Below are 18,756 nucleotides of genomic sequence, written 5' to 3' on the forward strand. Positions count from 1 at the left end.
TGCGCCCCGGACCCCCTTGTCGGCCCTGGCGGGCCTCGTCCTCAAACGCCGGACGGGCTACGGACAGCCCCCCGGCGTTCGAGGAGCGGATCACACGGCCGTGCCCTCGGGGCCGATCCTGCCGCGGACCGCTGTCTGGACCTCGGCCTCCTCCGCCGGGTCGGCGGCGAGGCGGCGGAGGCGGTCCACGACGCGGGCGTCACCCGTCTCGGCGTGGCGGGCCGCGATCTCGCGGGTGGTCTCCTCGCAGTCCCACAGGCATTCGACGGCGAAGCCGGCGGGGAAGGACGGGTCGGTGGCGGCGAGGGCGCGGGCGGCGCGGCCGCGGAGGTGGGAGGAGGCGGTCTCGCGGTAGATGTGCCGCAGTACGGGTGCGGCGCAGACGATGCCGAGGCGGCCGGCGCCGTCGACGAGGGTCCACAGGGTGGTCGCGTCGGGGCCTTCGCCCCGTACGGCCTCGCGGAGTGCGGCGAGGACCAGGTCGCGGTCGCGCGTGCCGCCCCGGCAGGCGAGGACACGGGCGGCGGCCTCGCCGAGCGCGTCGGGCCGGCGGGCCCAGCCGCGCGCCCGGTCGACGGCGGCCACACTGCGCATGCGTTCGAAGGCGTCGACGGCGGCGTCCACGACGGCCGTCGAGCCGTCGGTCGCCGCGGCCTCGATCAGGTCGAGGGCGTCGGGATCGGCGGTGTCGGCGAGATGGCGCAGGGCCGTACAACGGGCTCCGTCGGAGCCGTCCCGGGCGGCCCGGAGGATCTCCGGGCGGTCCTCGGGCCCCGCCACGGCGGAGAGGCAGCGGGCGGCCGGCACATGAAGGGCGGCGCCGCGGTCCATACCCTGCTGGGCCCAGTCGAACACGGCCTGGACGCTCCAGCCGGGGCGTGGCCCGGCGGGGCGCATCTGCCGTTGCCAGCGGTCGAAGGAGCCGGCCTCCTGGGCGGCCCGTACGCGCGTGGCGACGGCCGGGCGCGGGTCGTCGGCCCACAAGCGCCAGGGACGTGGTTCGAAGGCGTCGCGGACGGTCGCGGCCAGTTCGGCCTCGCCCTCGGCGTCGGTGGAGAAGCGTGCGAGCACCGGGGCGGCGAGGGAGCGCAGCCCGGCGTCGTCGTCGCGCAGGGCGAGCTCGTCGAGGGCCCAGGCCCAGTTGGTGCCCTGGGCGGCGTACCTGCGCAACAGATGCAGGGCGTCCTGCCGTCCGTAGGAGGCGAGGTGCCCCAGGACGGCGAGGGCGAGCCCGGTGCGTGACTCGTCGGTGTCGAGGACGTCCTCGGGATCGAAGAGGTGCGCCTCGACGGCCTCGAGTCCGCCGTGCAGGTCGAGGTAGAGGCGGGCGTAGTAGAGGGAGCGGTTCTCCACCTGCCAGTCGTGGCGCGGGTCGCGCAGCACACAGTGGTTCAGCGCCGCGAGCGCCTCGGAGCGCGGGGCGGTGAGCGCGTGCAGTGTGCCGTCGCCGCGGCCCCGCTGGAGCAGGCCGAGCAGCGTACCGCTGGGCGCTATGACCGGATCGAACATGGGAAACAGCCTCACATCAAGCGTCGACGCAACCGGGAGTGTGGATTACCTGGCCGCGTGACAACACGTCGGGGCGCCCGCCGTTTCCTGCTTGTTGTAGACCATCTCTCTCTGCCTCTCGTCGGTGGCCCATGCGGACCGCGTCACGGCCCGCGCGGTGCGGCAACACCTGCCCAGCCGTCGCGTCCGTGAATCACGTCGTCATGATGACCCGGCGGTCACATCTACCGCGACCGTATTTCGGCGGCCCTGTACCGCCTCCCCCGTTTTCCGTGTCGTCGCTGGTCGGAGCGGACTCGCTCAGCTCTTGCCGAACAGCTCGAGCAGCTCCGTGCGGGCGAACATCCGGGCCGTGTCGACGGCCGACGGGGTGCCCGCGGAGGGGTCGGCGCCGCCCTCGAGGAGGGCCTTGACGACGCCGGTCTCGCCCTTGAAGACCGCTCCCGCGAGTGGCGTCTGACCGCGGTCGTTGACGCGGTCGGCGTCGGCGCCGCGGGCCAGCAGGGCGCGCACCGCCTCGGCGTGGCCGTGGTAGGCGGCAAGCATCACGAGGGAGTCGCCGCGGTCGTTGGTGAGGTCCGCGGGGACGCCCGCGTCGACGTAGGCCACAAGGTCCTCGGTGCGGCCGCGCCGGGCCAGGTCGAAGATCTTGGTCGCGAGCTCCACGACCTCGGGGTCGGGGGCTTCACTCATCGCCGGACCGCCTCTCACTGCACAGGTACACGCATCGGAACAGGGCGTACGTCTGCACGTGGGGCAGCCGTACGGGTGAATCGCCAGGGTACTGGCTCGGGCGGCACATGACCCGACGCGCCCGAGGCAATGAATCAACGCAGACCCGGAGGGGCGTTCAGGGCGGATATCCACCCAGTTGCACCTTTTATCGTATAGATACATTCTGTGATCAGGGAAGTACTCATGGTGACTGTCCCCGTGAACCAGGAGAACTCACATGATCATCTCGATCTCATGCGTGGTGCTGCTCGGCATCGTCGTCTTCGTCTTCTTCCGCAAGGACGGACTGAAGCTGTCGCACGCACTGGTGGCGATGCTGTTCGGCTTCTATCTGGCCAGCACGGCCATCGCGCCGAGCATCAAGGCGGGCGGCGAGAGCCTCGCCGGCCTCCTGGGCGGGTTCAAGTTCTGACCCGTCCGCCCACGCCCCGCCCGCCCGTACGCACCCTCTGGAGACAGTAGTGGCCCGGCGTCCCCTTCCCCGCATCCTCAGCAACGGCAGCGCCCAGCTCGCCCGGAGCCGGGAGCTGGCCAGGACGGCGGCCGACAGCGCCACGGACGTCCTCCACCCGCTGATCACCATCACGCGCGGGCTGCGCCGGCTGGCCTCGGCCGGACGGCGCAGGTGGGTCGACACCCCCAAGGAGCGGCGCGGCGCGCTGCTCTTCGCCGTGGCGGCGGTGCTGCTGGCCGTGGCGCTCGCGCCGTACGGCCCGCTGCTCGCCGTCGTCGCCCTGATGGCGGCGGCGGCCTGGCACGGCCGGGACCGCGCGCCCGCGGCTCCCGCCGGACCCGCCCCCGGCCAGCTGCAGCGCCTGAAGTCGCTGTACGAGGCCCTGGTGCCGTACTTCTCGGCGAGCGACGATCCCGAGCCGCTGTACGCCCGCGGCGGCGACTGGGGGAAGGTCTTCTCCGAGTACGAGTTCGACGGCGACGGCCGTCTCGCGCACCTGGTGATCTCCTACCCGGCCTACTTCACGGACGCCGAGCCCGACTCCCGGGCGCGGATCGAGCATCTGCTCGGCGCCAAGTGCGGACGCGGCCGGGAGTACCACTTCGCGTGGGACGAGGAGGCCAACCAGCTCACCGTCCGCGTCCTCGCCCCGCTGTCCACCGACATCGCCGCGCAGCCCTTCGTCACGGCCCCCGGCGAGACGGTGCTCGGCTTCACGGACCCCACGCGCGTGCAGCGGACGCTGCCGCTCACCCACGGCGCGCACGGCGAGGAGCGGACCGACGTCCCCCCGGTCGTGTGGCGCACCGGCGTCCGCTCCACCGAGCCGCATCTGCTCGCCGTCGGCCAGCCGGGCAGCGGCACCTCGACGCTGCTGCGGTCCATCGCCCTCCAGGCGCTGCACCACGGCGACGTGGTGATCGTCGACGGCGGCGGAACCGGCGAATACGCCTGCCTCACCGGCCGGGACGGGGTACTCGCCGTGGAGTGCGCCCTGTCGGGGGCGGTGACCAGTCTGGAGTGGGCGGCCGCCGAGACCGAGCGCCGGCTGGCCGCCGCGAGCAAGGCGCACCAGGCGGGCGACCCGCCCCCCGAGGACACCAGGCGTCCGCTGTGGCTGCTGCTGGACCGGCCGAGCGTCTTCACCCACCTGGCCGCGGCGGACGACGGCACCGATCCGCAGTCCCTCCTCCAGGCCCCGCTGCGGCACGGGCGCGCGGCGAACGTCACCGTCGTGGTCGCGGAACAGTTCGACGGCCTCGACGCCCTGACCGCACCGGTACGGCAGCACACCCGCGCGCGGGTGGTGCTGGGGCCCGCCACGGCCGGGCAGCTGGAGTCCGTTCTGGGTGCGCCGCCGCACACGACGCCGGTCGAGCAGATGCCGCCCGGACGCGGCTACGCCCGGCTCGGCACGGGTCCGGTCCACCGCCTCCAGGTCCCGGCGACCCCGGACCCGTACGACGACGCGACCAGCGAGGCCCACCGTCAGGCCGTCCTGGACCTCCTCCCGCCCCGCACGACGCCGGCGGACGAGGAGCCGGGTCCGGTGCCGGAGGCGGTACGGCTGGACAAGGCGGCGACGGAGAAGGTGGCCGCGGCGGCGCTGGCCGCGGAGACGGAGATGTCGGAGCCGGCCTCCGCGCCACCCGCCCCGGAGGGCGCGGCGGTGGCGGAGTCCTCCTCCTGACCCCGCCCGCCGTCGGGCGGCCGCCGCCTGCGGGCAGTCGTGCCGCAGGGCGGCACGGGTGGGCGCAGGCGGCACCTTGGCAGCGGGCCTCGCCGACAGCGCCGCGCCTGCGGCCGAGGGGGTGCCGCGCACGGTCGTACGCCGGGTGCGGGCCGTCCGTGGCCGGTCGCGCAGTTCCCCGCGCCCCTGAGGGCGTCGTCACCCTGTGCCCGGTCGCGCGGCGCCCCTCTCGGGGTGGCCCTCACGCCACGAAGGTGCGGGGGGCCTCCCCGCCCGACGTTCCCCCCGTCTCGACGATCCGCGCCGCCGCCGCCAGGCGGACCGCCGCCTCCTCCGCGACCGCGCCGCCCACCGTGAACGGCAGCCGGACGTAGCCCTCGAAGGCGCCGTCCACCCCGAAGCGGGGCCCGGACGGGACGCGTACGCCCACCCGCTCCCCCGCCTCGGCCAGGCGGGAGCCGGACAGGCCGCCCGTGCGGACCCAGAGGGTGAGCCCGCCGCGCGGGACCTCGAACTCCCAGCCGGGGAGTTCCCGCCGCACCGCACCGACCAGTTCGTCCCGGTTCTGCCGGGCCTGGGCGCGGCGCAGTTCGACCGCCTCCTCCCAGCCGCCGGTACCGAACAGCCAGTTCACGGCGAGCTGTTCGAGCACAGGCGTGCCGAGGTCGGCGTAGGCGCGCGCCGCGACGAGGCTGCGGATCACGTCGGGTGCGGCGCGCACCCAGCCGATGCGCATCCCCGCCCAGAACGCCTTGCTCGCCGAGCCGACCGTGATGACCGTCGACCCGGCGGGGTCGAACGCGCACACCGGCCGCGGCATCTCCACGTCCTCGTCGAGCCACAGCTCGCTCATCGTCTCGTCGGCGACGAGCACCGTGCCGGCCGAGCGGGCCGCGTCGACGAGCCGGCGCCGCTGGCCGTCGTCGGCGAGCGCGCCGGTGGGGTTGTGGAAGTCGGCGACGACGTAGGCGATGCGCGGCGCGGCCTCGCGCAGCACCTGGCGCCAGCGGTCGAGGTCCCAGCCGGTGAGGCCCTCGGCCATGGCGACGGGGACCAGCCGGGCGCCGGCCTCGCGCATCAGCTGGAGGATGTTGGCGTAGGAGGGCGACTCCACGGCGATGCGCTCGCCGCGTCCGCCGAAGAGATGGCAGATGGCGTCGATGGCGCCCATCGCGCCGGTGGTGACCATGATCTGCTCGGGCATGGTGGAGATGCCCCGCTGGGTGTAGCGGTCGGCGATCATCGCGCGCAGCGCGGGCAGCCCGGCCGGGTAGTCGCCGTGGGTGTGCGCGTACGGCGGCAGTTCCTCCAGCGCGCCCTGCACGGCACGGGTGAGCCACGGCTCGGGGGCGGGCAGCGCGGCACAGCCGAGGTCGATCATGGAGCCGAGCGCCTCGGGCGGCAGCGGCTCCAGGCCCCGCGCGGGCACCGGGTTGCCCGCCGGGACGGCGGTCCAGCTGCCGGCGCCGCGCCGTGACTCGAGGAAGCCCTCGCCGCGCAGCGCCTCGTAGGCGGCGGCGACGGTGGTGCGGCTGACGGAGAGGGCCAGGGCGAGTTCCCGCTCGGCGGGCAGCCGCGCGGCGACCGGCACGCGCCCTTCGAGCACCAGCAGGCGGACGCCGTCGGCGAGGGCGCGGTAGGCGGGCGGACGCCGGGTGCCGGGACCCGCCGGGCGGTCCTGCTGGGAGCCGAGCAGCCGGGCCAGCTGGGCGGCACCCACTGCGGAAGTCCACTGCGCCATACGAATCAGTCCACCTTCCCCGGATTGGCCATGGATGGCATGACCAGTCAGGCTCCAGGGTGACACGCGTCGGTCCACTTCCACCACAGGGGGCACCTCTTGGCCAGAAACGCGCTCGGCGAGCGCCATGTCGTGCGGCGGCTGTTCCAGCTCTACGCGGGCCTGGCCCTGTACGGGGCGAGTTCGGCGCTGCTGGTGCGGTCGGGGCTCGGGCTCGAACCGTGGAACGTCCTGCACCAGGGCCTGTCCGAGCGCACGGGGCTGTCCATGGGCGTGGTGCTGACCGCGGTGGGCGCGGCGGTGCTGCTGCTGTGGATCCCGCTGCGGCAGCGGCCGGGACTCGGCACGGTCTCCAACGTGCTGGTGATCGGCGTGGCGATGGACGCGACGCTGGCGGTGGTGCCGGACGCGCGAGGCATGGCCGTGCGGGTGGCCCTGATGGCGTCGGGGATCGTGCTGAACGGCGCGGCGACCGGCCTGTACATCGCGGCCCGGTTCGGTCCGGGACCGCGCGACGGGCTGATGACCGGCCTGCACCGGCGCACGGGCGTGTCGGTGCGCCTGGTCCGCACGGCCATCGAGATCACCGTGGTGGTCACCGGCTTCGTGCTGGGCGGCACGGTCGGCGTCGGCACCCTGCTGTACGCGGTGGCCATCGGCCCGCTCGCCCAGCTGTTCCTGCGCGTCTTCGCCGTCCCCGCGCCGGGAGAGGGCAGCACCGTCGTTGCGGGGCGGACCCCCCGGCGGGCGATACTGCGGTCGTGACCCCGCGGATACGCCATCCCTACCTCGACCATCCCGGACCGCTCGCCTTCGCCCACCGGGGCGGGGCCGCGGACGGTCTCGAGAACACCGTCCGGCAGTTCCGGAGCGCCGTCGAGGCGGGCTACCGGTACATCGAGACCGACGTCCACGCCACGCGCGACGGCCGGCTCGTCGCCTTCCACGACGCCACCCTGGACCGGGTGACGGACGGCGCGGGCCGGATCGCCGACCTGCCCTGGGCGGAGGTGGCGCGGGCGCGGGTGGCCGGCCAGGAGCCGGTCCCGCTGTTCGAGGAGCTGCTGGAGACCTTCCCCGAGGTCCGCTGGAACGTCGACGTGAAGGCCGAGGCGGCGCTGCGCCCGCTGCTGGACCTGGTCGAGCGCGCCGCGGCCTGGGACCGGATCTGCGTCGGGTCCTTCTCGGAGGCGCGTGTGGTGCGCGCCCAGCGGCTGGCCGGGCCGCGGCTCGCCACGTCGTTCGGCACCCGGGGCGTGCTCGGCCTGCGGCTGCGGTCCTGGGGGCTGCCGGCGCCGCTGCGCCGGTCGGCCGTCGCCGCCCAGGTGCCCGAGGAGCAGTCGGGCGTCCGCGTGACCGACGAGCGTTTTGTGCGGACGGCCCACGCGCGGGGGCTCCAGGTCCATGTGTGGACCGTGAACGATCCGGAACGCATGCACCGGCTCCTCGACCTGGGGGTGGATGGCATCATGACCGATCACATCGACACACTGCGCAAGGTCATGGAGGACCGCGGCACCTGGGTCTGAGACCGCCGCAGCCCTCGTCACCTCGGCGCGCACACGGGGAAGCGAGGGCACGGGTGGACACCGACACCGTGCGGTCACCGGCGGCGGACGACAGCGCCGGACGGCGGCGCGAGCAGCGCGGCTGGTACTTCTACGACTGGGCCTGCTCCGTGTACTCCACGAGCGTGCTCACCGTGTTCCTCGGCCCCTATTTGACCTCGGTCGCCGAGGCCGCGGCGGACGCGGACGGGTTCGTGCACCCGCTGGGCGTCCCCGTGCGGGCGGGCTCCTTCTTCGCGTACGCCGTGTCCCTGTCGGTGGTCGTGGCGGTGCTGGTGATGCCGCTGGTGGGGGCAGCCGCCGACCGCACCGGGCGGAAGAAGCCGCTGCTCGCGGCGGCCGCGTACACCGGAGCCGCCGCCACCGCCGGGATGTTCTTCCTCGACGGCGACCGCTATCTGCTGGGCGGTCTGCTGCTGGTGGCGGCGAACGCCGCGCAGTCGGTCGCGATGATGCTCTACAACTCCTACCTGCCGCAGATCGCGCCGCCGGAGGAGCGCGACGCCGTCTCCTCGCGCGGCTGGGCCTTCGGCTACGCGGCGGGGGCGCTGGTGCTGGTGGCGAACCTCGTGCTCTACACGGGGCACGAGAGTTTCGGGGTGTCCGAGGGCATGGCGGTGCGCATCTGTCTGGCCTCGGCCGGGCTGTGGTGGGGCGCGTTCGCCCTGATACCCCTGCGCCGGCTGCGGGACCGCCGTACCCCCGCGCGGGAGGCGGCCCTGCCGGGGTTCCGGCAGCTTGCGGCGACGGTACGCGACATGCGAAGGCACCCGCTGACCCTGGCCTTCCTGCTGGCGTACCTGGTCTACAACGACGGCATCCAGACGGTGATCTCCCAGGCCTCCGTGTACGGCTCGAAGGAGCTGGGGCTCGGGCAGTCGACGCTGATCGTGGCCGTGCTGCTGGTCCAGGTGCTGGCGGTGGCGGGCGCGTTGCTGCTCGGCAGGCTCGCCCGGAGGTACGGCGCGAAGCGCACGATCCTCGGCTCGCTGGTCGCCTGGACGCTGACGCTGGCGGCCGGATACTTCCTGCCGGCCGGCGCGCCGGGGTGGTTCTTCGTGCTGGCCGCCGGGATCGGCCTGGTCCTCGGCGGCAGCCAGGCCCTGTCCCGCTCCCTCTTCTCCCAGCTGGTCCCGCCCGGCAAGGAGGCCGAGTACTTCTCGGCGTACGAGATCAGCGACCGGGGGCTGAGCTGGCTCGGGCCGCTGCTGTTCGGTCTGACGTACCAGCTCACCGGCAGCTACCGGGACGCGATCGTCTCCCTCGTGGGCTTCTTCGTCCTGGGATTCGTCCTGCTCGCGCGGGTACCCGTACGGCGGGCGATCGCCGACGCGGGCAACCCGGTGCCCCAGCGGATTTAGCGTTCGACGTGAAAGGGCGGTAGTGTACGCGTTTGGCCTGCCAGGCGTACCGTTACTGCGCGTCAAAGATGCCGAACCGCTGTGTGACATCTGTGACCAGATGTGACAAACCGGGCGTCGGTGGGTACTGCACTGGTTGACAAAGGCTGCGGCCACGACGGCGACACATGACCCGGAACGGGACTCGGAACGGGAATCTTTACCGCCGACCGGACGTTGACCGGATGACGACGACAGCGACACCTGTCCTGTGGGCGACAAGCCCGGGAGGCACGATTCATGAGTGAGCGAGCTCTTCGCGGCACGCGCCTCGTGGTGACCAGCTACGAGACGGACCGCGGCATCGACCTGGCCCCCCGCCAGGCCGTGGAGTACGCATGCGAGAAGGGGCACCGCTTCGAGATGCCCTTCTCGGTCGAGGCGGAGATCCCGCCGGAGTGGGAGTGCAAGGTCTGCGGTGCCCAGGCACTCCTGGTGGACGGAGACGGTCCGGAGGAGAAGAAGGCCAAGCCTGCGCGTACGCACTGGGACATGCTGATGGAGCGGCGCACCCGTGAGGAGCTCGAAGAGGTCCTCGAGGAGCGTCTCGCCGTTCTGCGGTCCGGTGCGATGAACATCGCGGTGCATCCGCGGGACAGCCGCAAGTCGGCCTGATCCCGGCGGGAGCCCGCCCGGACGCACAGCGACAGGACCGAGGGCGCCGTACATGTACGGCGCCCTCGGTCCTGTCCGCGTGCCCGGAAGCGGGCCGGGTTGCCTCTTTCGTCCGCGGAGGCTACTTCGTCAGCGGGGGCCGCGGTCCCTGCGGGGTGTCCCCCGGGGTGCTTCCGTGCTCGTCCCTGATCACCTCGCCCTGGACCACCTTGCCGTCCGGACGGTGCATACGGGCCTGGGTGAAGGCGTCCCCCAGCGGACTCTGCGCGGCGGCCTCGCGGAGCTTGCGCTCGAAGGTGCGCTCCGCGTAGCGGCTGACGGCCTTCTGGACCGGCGGGACCAGCAGGAGCAGCCCCAGCGCGTCGGAGATCAGACCGGGCAGGACGATCAGCAGACCGCCCAGCATCGTCAGCCCGTTGCCCTCGCTGTTCGGCCGGGCGCCGGGGATCACCGGTCCGCCGCCCTGCTGCTGTCGCGCGGTCTCGGTGAGATTCCTGAACGCGCGGCGGCCCGCCCGCTTGATCACATACGAGCCGAGGACGATGCCGGCCAGCAGGATCAGGAAGACCACCAGGCCGTTCGACGCGCCGGCGACCAGCGTCAGCAGCCAGATCTCCAGTACGAGCCATGCGGCGACGCCGAGCGGCAGCAGCGTGCGCAGCCGGGAGCGCCGGGGCCGGGCGGGGTACGGGCTCTGAGCACCAGTCGTCATACCCCCAGTGTGCCTGGGCCCGGCTCAGCACGGGATAAGCGGGCCCGGCGGCACCGGGTCCGGGCCTACGGCTCGGAGCGCCCGGTGTCCGGGGTCGTCTCCTTGACCGGGACGGCCTTGCCTGCGCGGGGCTGGCGGGGCTTGTCGTCGTCCGCGCGGCCGAGGACCTTGCCGACCCTCTCCCCCACGCCCCAGGCGGTGACCCGCCACAGGGCCTCGACGAGGATGTCCCGGCTCATCTTGGAGTCGCCGAGCTCGCGCTCCACGAAGGTGATCGGCACCTCGACGACGTGGTAGCCGGCCTTCACCGCACGCCGGGCGAGGTCGACCTGGAAGCAGTAGCCCTGGGAGGCGACCTCTTCGAGGCCGAGGCCCTCCAGCGTCTCGCGGCGGAACGCGCGGAAGCCGCCGGTGATGTCGCGCAGCGGAAGATCGAGCGCCATGCGCGAGTAGAGGCTGCCGCCGCGGGAGATGAACTCTCGGGACTTCGGCCAGTTGACCACCCGACCGCCGGGCACCCAGCGTGAGCCGAGCACCAGGTCGGCGCCCTTGAGGGCGGTGAGCAGCCGGGGCAGCTCCTCGGGCTGGTGGGAGCCGTCGGCGTCCATCTCGACCAGCACGCCGTAGCCGTGCTCCAGGCCCCAGCGGAAGCCCGCGAGGTAGGCGGCGCCGAGGCCCTCCTTGCCCTTGCGGTGCAGCACCTGGACGTGGTCGTCCCCGGCGGCCAGTTCGTCGGCCAGCTTGCCGGTGCCGTCGGGGCTGTTGTCGTCGGCCACGAGGACGTGCGCCTCGGGAACGGCCTTGCGCACGCGTCCGACGATCGCCTTGATGTTCTCCGCCTCGTTGTACGTGGGGATGATCACCAAAGCCGTACCGAGCGGGCCGAATTTCCGCCCCTGGGATCCTGCCGCGAGGGTCCCGCCGCCGTCGTTCACTGCTGCCCCTTCATGTCCTGTGCGCAGGATCCCACCTTAGTGTGCACGGCCTGTCGTGACGTGACAGGACGTACATATGGTGGTGTCGTTTCCCGATCATCGGGTAGGCACATCTTCTTCCACCGGGTGCGCGCGGACGGCGGATGGGGGCCCGGCGCCCTTCGGGCCGGCCCGGGACCCGCCGGCTGCGGATCACCTGGAGCCGTTGTCTACTGAGCGCCCGGGCCCCACCCGGGGTCGCACCTCCCCGGCCGGCGGACACGTCCCTCGGTCCCGCGCCGCGCTGAGCCTGGCTCCCAGCGACGGTGCCCCGGTGCGGCACACCGTCCCTGACCCAGCGGCGCCGGCCCGAGTGGCCGGACGGTCTCCGGTCGGGCGTCCGGTGGTGGACCCGGCCGAACCTACCGGCCCCCCGCGGCCGCCTGTCAACAGTCGTCCGACCTGCGCAGTGTCGTTCAAGTGCCTGGTCAGGGGCGAGGATGCGCAGGTCGCACGACGGGCGCGCGGCGCATGATCGCCCGCCGCGCCGCCCGTTCAGATCACTCGCCCGGCCGTACGAAGACCGTGCGGCCGCCGACCACCGTGCGGAGACAGACCGGCAGGTCACGGCCGGGGGTGAGGTCGGGCAGGCCGGGGGTGCCGGACCTCGGGTCGGTGGACCAGCGGGCCACCCGGTCGTCGGGCGCCTGGACGACGAGTGCGCCGGTGCGCCAGACCGCGTAGTCGGCCGGGGCGCCGGGCACCAGAACGCCCGCGTCGTCCCGTCCGGTCGCCCGCCAGCCGCCTCGGGTGTGGGCGGTGAAGGCGGCGCGGACGGAGACGCGGTGCTCGGGAGTGCGGTGGAAGGCCGCCGCCCGGACGGTGCCCCAGGGGTCGAGCGGGGTCACCGGGCTGTCGGAGCCGAAGGCGAGCGGGACGCCGGCCCGCAGCAGCGCGGCGAACGGGTTCAGCGTGCGGGCGCGCTCCGCGCCGAGGCGCCGGGCGTACATGCCGTCCTCGCCGCCCCACAGCGCGTCGAAGGCGGGCTGGACGGAGGCGGTGAGGCCGAGCTCGGCGAACGCGGCGATCGTCTCCGGGGTGACCATCTCGGCGTGCTCGACGCGGTGCCGGGCGGCGCGTACACGGGCCGGGCCGAGCTTCTCGGCCGCCGCGCGGACGCCGTCGACCACGGTGCTCACGGCGGCGTCGCCGATGGCGTGGAAGCCCGCCTGGAGGCCCGCCTCGGTGCAGGCGACCACATGGGCGGCGACCGCGCCGGCGTCGAGGTGCGCGGTGCCGGTGTGGGCGGCGTCGGCGTAGGGCTCGTGCAGGCAGGCGGTGTGCGAGCCGAGGGCGCCGTCGGCGAAGAGGTCGCCGGCCGCGCCGAGCGCGCCCAGTTCGCGGGCCTTGGCAACGTCCTGCTCGGCCCAGTAGCCGACGACGCGGGGGCCGGGCTCCTCGCGGGCGAGGCGCAGCAGGCCGGTGAAGTCGTCCTCGGAGGAGATCTCGGGGCCGCCGCACTCGTGCACCGTGCCGATGCCGAGGGAGGCCGCGTGGGCCAGGGCGGCGCGCTGGGCGGCGGTGCGCTGGGCGGGGGTGACGGCGCCCAGGGCGGCGGCGCGCACCGCGTGGTGGTCGTCGCCGGTGAGCGGGCGGTCCTCGCGGGTCACGCCGCCCGCGACGAGGTCGAGCAGCGCGGTGGAGACGACGGCGGAGTGCACGTCGATGCGGCTCAGGTACAGCGGGCGTCCCGCGGTGGCCTCGTCGAGCTCCGCGCGGGTCGGGGGCCGGCCGCCGGGCCAGCGGGCGGCGTCCCAGCCGTGCCCGAGGAGGACGCGGTCGTCCGGGCGAGCGACGGCGAACTCCCGCACCCGGGCGAGGGCGTCCTCCAGGGAGGCGGCGGTGGACAGGTCCAGGCCGGTGAGGGCGAGGCCGGTGGCGGTGGTGTGGACGTGCGCGTCGGTGAACGCCGGGGTGACCAGCGCCCCGTCGAGGTCGACCACCTCGTCGACCCCGTCCGCGAAGGCGTCGGCGGCGCCCTCGGAACCCACCCAGGCGACCTGCCCGCGCTCGACGACCATCGCGGTGGCGAAGGGGTCGGCGGGGCTGTGGACCTCTCCACGACGGAGCAGGACGGTGGGCGGCGGGGCGGTACGTTCACTCATGCCCTTAGTCTCGCGCGCCGCGCGCACGGTCCGGCACGCAGGTCCCACTCGGGGCGCATGGAGGTGCGCGGGGGAGCCCGGCGCGCTCCGGACCCCTCAGATGCGCGGCGGGCGCGCCTCGTACGGCGTGGACAGGACCACGGTCGTGCGGGTGGACACTCCCGCCAGGGTGCGCACCCGCGCGAGGAGCTCCTCCAGTTCGTGCGGGGTCGCGACGCGGACCTTGAGGATGTAGTTCTCGTCGCCCGCGACGCTGTGGCACGCCTCGATCTCGGGGACGCCGGCCAGGCGGTCCGCGATGTCGTCGGGGGCGCTGGGGTCGAACGGCTTGACCGAGATGAACGCGGTCATGGGCAGGCCGACCGCCTCCGGGTCGACCACCGCCGCGTAGCCGCGGATGACGCCGCGCTGCTCCAGCCGCCGCACCCGCTGGTGCACGGCCGACGTGGACAGGCCCGTGGCCTTGCCCAGGTCGGTGTAGCTCATCCGCCCGTCCTTGACGAGCAGCTGCACGATCTGTCGGTCCAGCTCCTCCATGGCGCTGAACCTACAGGGCTCTTGATCGCCTCGGATACCGGAACGACGACGCGCGAGCACCACGGACGGCGCCTGCGAGCGGCATGTGACGAAGACCACACACCTTGCGCCGTCTCCGTGATGTTCTCGTGATTACCCCCCGGAGGTGGAGGGAAGTGCTTGCTGTGGTCGAGGCCGCAGCGCCTGAACGGCCCAGCCCGAGGGGGAGAACCCAATGCAGAGTCTTAAGCGCCCTGGTCGTACCACGTCCAAGCGGCAGCAGCCCGTCGTCATGCCCGAGCCGGAGTACGTCGAACCCGGAACCCCGGACGACGACTTCGACGCGTACGACACCTTCGAGATGTTCCGGGTCGTGTGCCCGGACTGCTCGCAGCCCATCGCCCTGCTGGCGGACGAGGAGATCCTGCCGGAGCACGCCCTGTGCGCCTCGCCGTGGAACCCGTTCGGGCTCACGGTCTGCCCCGGCACCGGCCGCCGGGCGTCCGAGGCCCGGCCCGCGGACGAGACCGTGACGCCGCAGGAGCAGGACACCGCCCTGCTGCTGACGCTCCCTCAGGGGCTCGACTGGCGGACCCAGCCCTTCTCGCACGTCGGCGGACCGGGATCGCGGCCCATCCGGTTCCCCGTGATGCGGCGCGACGCCGCCTGAGCGCGGGCCGGCCCGGGGGTGGCGGAGAGCCGCCACCCTCGCCGTTCGCCGCCCCGCCCTTCGCCGCTCCCTGGGCGATCCCGCCGGGTCCGCCGCTCGGGGCATCGCTGAACGCACGCTCTATTCGGGAGGCCGGTGACCCGGCCGCCCGTTCGCGCGTTGGCCGGGCATGACGACCCCCACGTACTCGACGACCGGGCGTCAGCGCCATGTGTTCGTGCCGCCGCCCGTCGAGGCGGCCGTGACCGTCCCGCCGCCGCACCTGCCGGACCCGCCGATCTACCGCGAGATGATGCGGACGTGGACGGACCGGGGCCGCACCGTGCCGGGGCGGCACGACCCGGAGTGGGCCCGGCTCGCCGAGCCCTGGCGGGGCTTCGGCCGGCTCAGCGCGTCTCCGGCCCCGCGAGGTGGCGGGCGATGACCATGCGCTGGATCTGGTTGGTGCCCTCGACGATCTGCAGCACCTTCGCCTCACGCATGTAGCGCTCGGCGGGGAAGTCGGCGGTGTAGCCGTAGCCGCCGAGGATCTGCACGGCGTCGGTGGTGACCCGCATCGCGGTGTCGGTGCAGTGCAGCTTGGCCATGGCGGCCTGCCGTCCGAACGGCCGGCCCGCGTCCCGCAGCCGGGCCGCCGCCAGGTACAGCGCGCGCCCCGCCTCGATCTGGGTGGCCATGTCGGCGAGCATGAAGCGCAGCCCCTGGAAGTCGGCGACCGGCCTGCCGAACTGGCGCCGCTCGGTGGCGTAGCCGACGGCCTCGTCGAGCGCCGCCTGGGCCACGCCGATGGCGCACGCCGCGATGCCGAGCCGGCCGCCGTCGAGCGCGGACAGGGCGATCGCGAAGCCCTGCCCCTCCTCGCCGATGCGGCGCGCGTCGGGCACCCGGACGCCGTCGAAGTGGACCTGGGCGGTGGGGGACCCCTTCATGCCCATCTTCTTCTCCGGCGCGGCGGCGCTGAGCCCTTCGGCGTCCCCCGGCACCAGGAACGCGCTGATGCCGCGCGCCCCCTCGCCGCCGGTGCGCGCCATGACCGTGTAGAAGTCGGCGACGCCGCCGTGGGTGATCCACGCCTTGGTGCCGTCGATGACCCAGTCGTCCCCGTCGCGGACCGCGCGGGTACGCAGGGACGCGGCGTCGGAGCCGGAGGAGGGCTCGGAGAGGCAGTAGCCGCCGAGCAGTCCGCCGCCGAGCATGGCGGGCAGATGCTCCGCCTGCTGCTCCTTGGCGCCGTAGGCCGCGAGCGGATAGGTGGCGAGCGTGTGCACGCTGACGCCGAGGGCCACGGTGAGGCGGGCCCGGGCGAGCTCCTCCAGGACCTGGAGGTAGACCTCGTAGGGCTGGTCGCCGCCGCCGTACTCGGAGTCGTAGGGCAGGCCGAGCAGGCCGGACTCGGACAGCAGGGTGAACAGCTCGCGCGGGAAGCGGCCGGCTTCCTCCTCCTCGGCGGCCCTGGGGGCGACCTCGCGCTGGGCGATGTCGCGGACGAGCGTGAGCAGGTCCCGGGCCTCGTCCGTGGGCAGTAGCCGGTCCACCGGCTGCGGGGCGCGGTCGGGCATGGCGTCGCTCTCCTCCCTGTTGGGGCACATCGGCGTGCGCCTTGGGTGGAGGCGGCTCCGCCGGGGTCGTTCCGGTGCCGGGGCGATGGTCGCACTCCCGGGTCTCGGAAGCTGCTGACCAGCGGCTGTGCGCTGTGAGTATGCCCGATCGGCGGCATCCCGTCACCAGTTAACGACCGCTTACTTCGCGCGACCTCGCGGTACGCGCCCCGCGCTCGCATTGGTCCGCACCATTGACCAACTGGTCTAGTCCTTCTAGGGTTTCGCTCCAGCCCGAATCGCCGCGTTCATGCCACACAACGCGGCTCTCCCCTCCCCCACGAGGAGACACCGGATGCCATCCCCCCACCGCCCCCGCACGCTGCGGGCACTCGTGTCCGCCGCATGCACCGCCGTGCTCGGCGCCGGACTGCTCGCCGGCCCGGGCGCCTCGACCGCCACCGCGGCGACCTCGGCTCAGGAGGCCGCCCCCGGTGCGAAGGTCGTCGGCTACTTCACCGAATGGGGCACGTACGACCGGAAGTACTACGTCAAGAACATCGAGACGTCCGGCTCCGCGGACCGGCTCACCCACATCAACTACGCCTTCGGCAACGTCACCGGCGGCAGGTGCGCCCTCGGCGACGCCTACGCGGCCACCGACCGCGCCTACACCGCCGAGGAGTCCGTCGACGGGGTCGCCGACACCTGGGACCAGCCGCTGCGCGGCACCTTCAACCAGCTGCGGAAGCTGAAGGAGAAGCACCCCGGTCTCAAGGTGATCTGGTCCTTCGGCGGCTGGACCTGGTCCGGCGGCTTCGGCGAGGCCGCGAAGAACCCGGCCGCCTTCGCGCGGTCCTGCCTCGACCTGGTGGAGGACCCGCGCTGGGCGGGCGTCTTCGACGGCATCGACATCGACTGGGAGTACCCCAACGCCTGCGGCGCCACCTGCGACACCAGCGGCCGTGACGCCTACCGCGAGCTGATGGCGGCGCTGCGCTCCACGTTCGGCCCCGACCGTCTGGTCACCGCCGCGATCCCGGCGGACGCCACCGAGGGCGGCAAGATCGACGCGGCCGACTACGCGGGCGCCGCCCAGTACGTCGACTGGTACAACCCGATGACGTACGACTTCTTCGGCGCCTGGGACACCGCCGGGCCGACCGCCCCGCACTCGCCGCTGACCTCGTACGACGGCATTCCGAAGGCGGAGTACGACAGCGCCGCCACGATCGCGAAGCTGACCGGTCTCGGCATCCCCGCGGACAAGCTGCTGCTCGGCATCGGCTTCTACGGCCGCGGCTGGACCGGCGTCACCCAGGCGGAGCCGGGCGGCACCGCGACCGGGCCCGCACCCGGCACGTACGAGGCGGGGATCGACGACTACAAGGTGCTGAAGGACAAGTGCCCCGCAACCGGCACCGTCGGGGGCACCGCCTACGCCAAGTGCGGCGACCAGTGGTGGAGCTACGACACCCCGGCGACCGTCGCCTCCAAGACGGAGTGGAAGAACCAGCAGGGCCTGGGCGGGACGTTCTTCTGGGAGCTCAGCGGCGACACCGCGGACGGCGAGCTGATCAAGGCCATCCGGTAGCCCCGGCGGCCGGCCCCGCGTCAGCCGTCGCGGCGCGCGGGCTCCGGGGCCGGCCAGGACGGGTCCAGCTCCTCGATGGCGCGCATCGCCCCGCCGAGCGTCTTCACCAGCAGCTCGCACATGGTCTCGCGGGACAGGTCGGGGTGGTCGATCCAGGCCAGCACCGCGCCCTCCACGCTGCACACCCAGGCCAGCAGCCCCATCCGGGCCACCGGGGCGATGTCGCGGCGGCCGTAGGCGCCCTCGGCGATGGTCGCGACGATCGCCTCGCGCACCCCGTCCCGGATGGCGTGCACCTCGGCGTCGAAGCCGACGCCGCCGCTCACGATCGCGCGGTAGGCGGCCTGGTTGTGCTCGGCGTACCGCAGATAGCTGTCGATGGTGCGCTGCACCCGCTCCACGGGCGGCAGTTCGTCGCCGCTCGCCGCCATCGTGACGAGACCGGTCACCGAGTCCTCGATGATGGCCAGGTAGTAGCCGCGCTTGGAATGGAAGTAGTAGTAGATCAGGCCCTTGGCGACCCGCGCCTGGCGTGCGATGTCGTCCATCGACAGCGCGTCGTAGGACCGGTCGGCGAACAAGCGGCGCCCGATGGCGATGAGTTCGGCGCGACGGGCCGACGCTCGCCGGGTGCCGCCGACCGAGGGAGGCACGGCGGACTGCTGGCTGATGTTCAATGTCGGCCCAGGTCTCCTGCGGGGGCGGGACGGTCCCGCAGGAGTATGGCAGGTCGGTCCGCGCCGGGGCAGGGCCGTTCGCACCTCGGGACTACAGCAGTCCCAGCTGCGTCAGCAGCATCGCGAGGACCACGACGAGGGTCCAGCCCAGCACGTGTTCGGCGATCTCCGGACCGTCCTCACGGGGTCCGCCGGTACGGGCACGGGTGACGGTGGCGGTGTCGGCGCTCATCTACTCTCCCTGGTCTCCGTGGTGTG

General features: G+C 73.6%; 19 protein-coding genes. 9 read left to right on the forward strand and 10 right to left on the reverse strand.

The window, feature by feature from the left end; all coding sequences use genetic code 11:
* Nucleotides 1-90 precede the first annotated feature (90 nt).
* The gene (locus ACP7TJ_RS04710; protein ID WP_427762239.1) at nucleotides 91-1,509 is read right to left on the reverse strand and encodes a HEAT repeat domain-containing protein; all 1,419 of its coding nucleotides are present in this window, start codon (nucleotides 1,507-1,509) and stop codon (nucleotides 91-93) included.
* 300 nt (nucleotides 1,510-1,809) lie between these two features.
* Complete coding sequence (locus tag ACP7TJ_RS04715; RefSeq protein WP_093768222.1) at nucleotides 1,810-2,202, reverse strand: ankyrin repeat domain-containing protein; 393 nt, start codon at nucleotides 2,200-2,202, stop codon at nucleotides 1,810-1,812.
* A 259-nt stretch (nucleotides 2,203-2,461) separates the two neighbouring features.
* On the opposite strand from ACP7TJ_RS04715, the gene ACP7TJ_RS04720 reads away from it, so the two are divergent.
* The gene (locus tag ACP7TJ_RS04720) at nucleotides 2,462-2,656 is read left to right on the forward strand and encodes a hypothetical protein (protein WP_024887312.1); all 195 of its coding nucleotides are present in this window, start codon (nucleotides 2,462-2,464) and stop codon (nucleotides 2,654-2,656) included.
* 49 nt (nucleotides 2,657-2,705) lie between these two features.
* A complete protein-coding gene (locus ACP7TJ_RS04725; protein WP_167743974.1) occupies nucleotides 2,706-4,388 on the forward strand; it encodes a hypothetical protein in 1,683 nt (560 codons plus the stop codon).
* A 241-nt stretch (nucleotides 4,389-4,629) separates the two neighbouring features.
* Here the strand turns inward: ACP7TJ_RS04725 and ACP7TJ_RS04730 are convergent, their stop codons facing one another.
* Nucleotides 4,630-6,129 carry a PLP-dependent aminotransferase family protein gene (locus tag ACP7TJ_RS04730; protein WP_427762241.1) on the reverse strand — a complete coding sequence of 500 codons (1,500 nt, stop codon included), beginning with the start codon at nucleotides 6,127-6,129 and terminating at the stop codon, nucleotides 4,630-4,632.
* 99 nt (nucleotides 6,130-6,228) lie between these two features.
* Here ACP7TJ_RS04730 and ACP7TJ_RS04735 point away from each other — a divergent pair, with 99 nt between their 5' ends.
* The 4 genes from ACP7TJ_RS04735 (at nucleotide 6,229) to ACP7TJ_RS04750 (ending at nucleotide 9,712) form a co-directional block, all read left to right on the forward strand.
* The gene (locus ACP7TJ_RS04735; RefSeq protein WP_093768225.1) at nucleotides 6,229-6,894 is read left to right on the forward strand and encodes a YczE/YyaS/YitT family protein; all 666 of its coding nucleotides are present in this window, start codon (nucleotides 6,229-6,231) and stop codon (nucleotides 6,892-6,894) included.
* Nucleotides 6,891-7,658 (forward strand): glycerophosphodiester phosphodiesterase, encoded by a 768-nt coding sequence (locus tag ACP7TJ_RS04740; protein ID WP_391113305.1) that lies wholly within the window; start codon nucleotides 6,891-6,893, stop codon nucleotides 7,656-7,658. Before ACP7TJ_RS04735 ends, ACP7TJ_RS04740 begins: the two co-directional genes overlap by 4 nt.
* 53 nt (nucleotides 7,659-7,711) lie before the next feature.
* Nucleotides 7,712-9,058: an MFS transporter gene (locus ACP7TJ_RS04745; protein ID WP_107308680.1), complete on the forward strand. Its 1,347-nt coding sequence runs from the start codon at nucleotides 7,712-7,714 to the stop codon at nucleotides 9,056-9,058.
* A gap of 279 nt (nucleotides 9,059-9,337) precedes the next feature.
* The gene (locus ACP7TJ_RS04750) at nucleotides 9,338-9,712 is read left to right on the forward strand and encodes an RNA polymerase-binding protein RbpA (RefSeq protein WP_003977404.1); all 375 of its coding nucleotides are present in this window, start codon (nucleotides 9,338-9,340) and stop codon (nucleotides 9,710-9,712) included.
* A 121-nt stretch (nucleotides 9,713-9,833) separates the two neighbouring features.
* On the opposite strand, the gene fxsA is transcribed toward ACP7TJ_RS04750, so the two are convergent.
* The 4 genes from fxsA to ACP7TJ_RS04770 all read right to left on the reverse strand — a co-directional run bounded on the left by fxsA (nucleotide 9,834) and on the right by ACP7TJ_RS04770 (nucleotide 14,040).
* Nucleotides 9,834-10,424, reverse strand: coding sequence for an FxsA family membrane protein (fxsA, locus tag ACP7TJ_RS04755; protein WP_367452694.1), 591 nt, complete (start codon nucleotides 10,422-10,424; stop codon nucleotides 9,834-9,836).
* Nucleotides 10,425-10,489: 65 nt separating this feature from the next.
* Nucleotides 10,490-11,359 (reverse strand): polyprenol monophosphomannose synthase, encoded by an 870-nt coding sequence (locus tag ACP7TJ_RS04760; RefSeq protein ID WP_093768228.1) that lies wholly within the window; start codon nucleotides 11,357-11,359, stop codon nucleotides 10,490-10,492.
* A 539-nt stretch (nucleotides 11,360-11,898) separates the two neighbouring features.
* Nucleotides 11,899-13,503 (reverse strand): amidohydrolase, encoded by a 1,605-nt coding sequence (locus ACP7TJ_RS04765; RefSeq protein WP_266544818.1) that lies wholly within the window; start codon nucleotides 13,501-13,503, stop codon nucleotides 11,899-11,901.
* A 96-nt stretch (nucleotides 13,504-13,599) separates the two neighbouring features.
* The gene (locus tag ACP7TJ_RS04770; protein ID WP_093768230.1) at nucleotides 13,600-14,040 is read right to left on the reverse strand and encodes an Lrp/AsnC family transcriptional regulator; all 441 of its coding nucleotides are present in this window, start codon (nucleotides 14,038-14,040) and stop codon (nucleotides 13,600-13,602) included.
* 214 nt (nucleotides 14,041-14,254) lie between these two features.
* On the opposite strand from ACP7TJ_RS04770, the gene ACP7TJ_RS04775 reads away from it, so the two are divergent.
* Together ACP7TJ_RS04775 and ACP7TJ_RS04780 are read left to right on the forward strand one after the other, a co-directional pair.
* Nucleotides 14,255-14,689, forward strand: coding sequence for a hypothetical protein (locus ACP7TJ_RS04775; protein WP_266395648.1), 435 nt, complete (start codon nucleotides 14,255-14,257; stop codon nucleotides 14,687-14,689).
* Between the two features lie 169 nt (nucleotides 14,690-14,858).
* Nucleotides 14,859-15,113: a hypothetical protein gene (locus tag ACP7TJ_RS04780; protein ID WP_208840759.1), complete on the forward strand. Its 255-nt coding sequence runs from the start codon at nucleotides 14,859-14,861 to the stop codon at nucleotides 15,111-15,113.
* On the opposite strand, the gene ACP7TJ_RS04785 is transcribed toward ACP7TJ_RS04780, so the two are convergent.
* A complete protein-coding gene (locus tag ACP7TJ_RS04785; RefSeq protein WP_093768233.1) occupies nucleotides 15,076-16,248 on the reverse strand; it encodes an acyl-CoA dehydrogenase family protein in 1,173 nt (390 codons plus the stop codon). The two genes, ACP7TJ_RS04780 and ACP7TJ_RS04785, sit on opposite strands and share 38 nt — an antisense overlap.
* Nucleotides 16,249-16,582: 334 nt before the next feature.
* Here ACP7TJ_RS04785 and ACP7TJ_RS04790 point away from each other — a divergent pair, with 334 nt between their 5' ends.
* A complete protein-coding gene (locus ACP7TJ_RS04790) occupies nucleotides 16,583-17,821 on the forward strand; it encodes a glycoside hydrolase family 18 protein (protein ID WP_093768234.1) in 1,239 nt (412 codons plus the stop codon).
* A gap of 20 nt (nucleotides 17,822-17,841) precedes the next feature.
* Here ACP7TJ_RS04790 and ACP7TJ_RS04795 read toward each other — a convergent pair whose 3' ends face one another.
* Nucleotides 17,842-18,498, reverse strand: a complete 657-nt coding sequence (locus tag ACP7TJ_RS04795; protein WP_427762247.1) for a TetR/AcrR family transcriptional regulator — start codon at nucleotides 18,496-18,498, stop codon at nucleotides 17,842-17,844.
* 91 nt (nucleotides 18,499-18,589) lie between these two features.
* Nucleotides 18,590-18,730 carry an SCO1431 family membrane protein gene (locus tag ACP7TJ_RS04800; RefSeq protein ID WP_167743982.1) on the reverse strand — a complete coding sequence of 47 codons (141 nt, stop codon included), beginning with the start codon at nucleotides 18,728-18,730 and terminating at the stop codon, nucleotides 18,590-18,592.
* Nucleotides 18,731-18,756 lie beyond the last annotated feature (26 nt).

The organism is Streptomyces sp. DSM 41931, from assembly GCF_050271085.1.
Classification (GTDB): domain Bacteria; phylum Actinomycetota; class Actinomycetes; order Streptomycetales; family Streptomycetaceae; genus Streptomyces; species Streptomyces albogriseolus.

Excerpts from the sequence above, each read along its gene's own strand:
- ACP7TJ_RS04715 (WP_093768222.1), bottom strand. The coding sequence starts at position 2,202 with ATGAGTGAAGCCCCCGACCCCGAGGTCGTGGAGCTCGCGACCAAGATC.
- ACP7TJ_RS04720 (WP_024887312.1), top strand. The coding sequence starts at position 2,462 with ATGATCATCTCGATCTCATGCGTGGTGCTGCTCGGCATCGTCGTCTTC.
- ACP7TJ_RS04750 (WP_003977404.1), top strand. The coding sequence starts at position 9,338 with ATGAGTGAGCGAGCTCTTCGCGGCACGCGCCTCGTGGTGACCAGCTAC.
- ACP7TJ_RS04770 (WP_093768230.1), bottom strand. The coding sequence starts at position 14,040 with ATGGAGGAGCTGGACCGACAGATCGTGCAGCTGCTCGTCAAGGACGGG.
- ACP7TJ_RS04730 (WP_427762241.1), bottom strand. The coding sequence starts at position 6,129 with ATGGCGCAGTGGACTTCCGCAGTGGGTGCCGCCCAGCTGGCCCGGCTG.
- ACP7TJ_RS04710 (WP_427762239.1), bottom strand. The coding sequence starts at position 1,509 with ATGTTCGATCCGGTCATAGCGCCCAGCGGTACGCTGCTCGGCCTGCTC.
- ACP7TJ_RS04785 (WP_093768233.1), bottom strand. The coding sequence starts at position 16,248 with ATGCCCGACCGCGCCCCGCAGCCGGTGGACCGGCTACTGCCCACGGAC.
- ACP7TJ_RS04775 (WP_266395648.1), top strand. The coding sequence starts at position 14,255 with ATGCAGAGTCTTAAGCGCCCTGGTCGTACCACGTCCAAGCGGCAGCAG.
- ACP7TJ_RS04765 (WP_266544818.1), bottom strand. The coding sequence starts at position 13,503 with ATGAGTGAACGTACCGCCCCGCCGCCCACCGTCCTGCTCCGTCGTGGA.
- ACP7TJ_RS04780 (WP_208840759.1), top strand. The coding sequence starts at position 14,859 with ATGACGACCCCCACGTACTCGACGACCGGGCGTCAGCGCCATGTGTTC.
- ACP7TJ_RS04800 (WP_167743982.1), bottom strand. The coding sequence starts at position 18,730 with ATGAGCGCCGACACCGCCACCGTCACCCGTGCCCGTACCGGCGGACCC.
- ACP7TJ_RS04790 (WP_093768234.1), top strand. The coding sequence starts at position 16,583 with ATGCCATCCCCCCACCGCCCCCGCACGCTGCGGGCACTCGTGTCCGCC.
- fxsA (WP_367452694.1), bottom strand. The coding sequence starts at position 10,424 with ATGACGACTGGTGCTCAGAGCCCGTACCCCGCCCGGCCCCGGCGCTCC.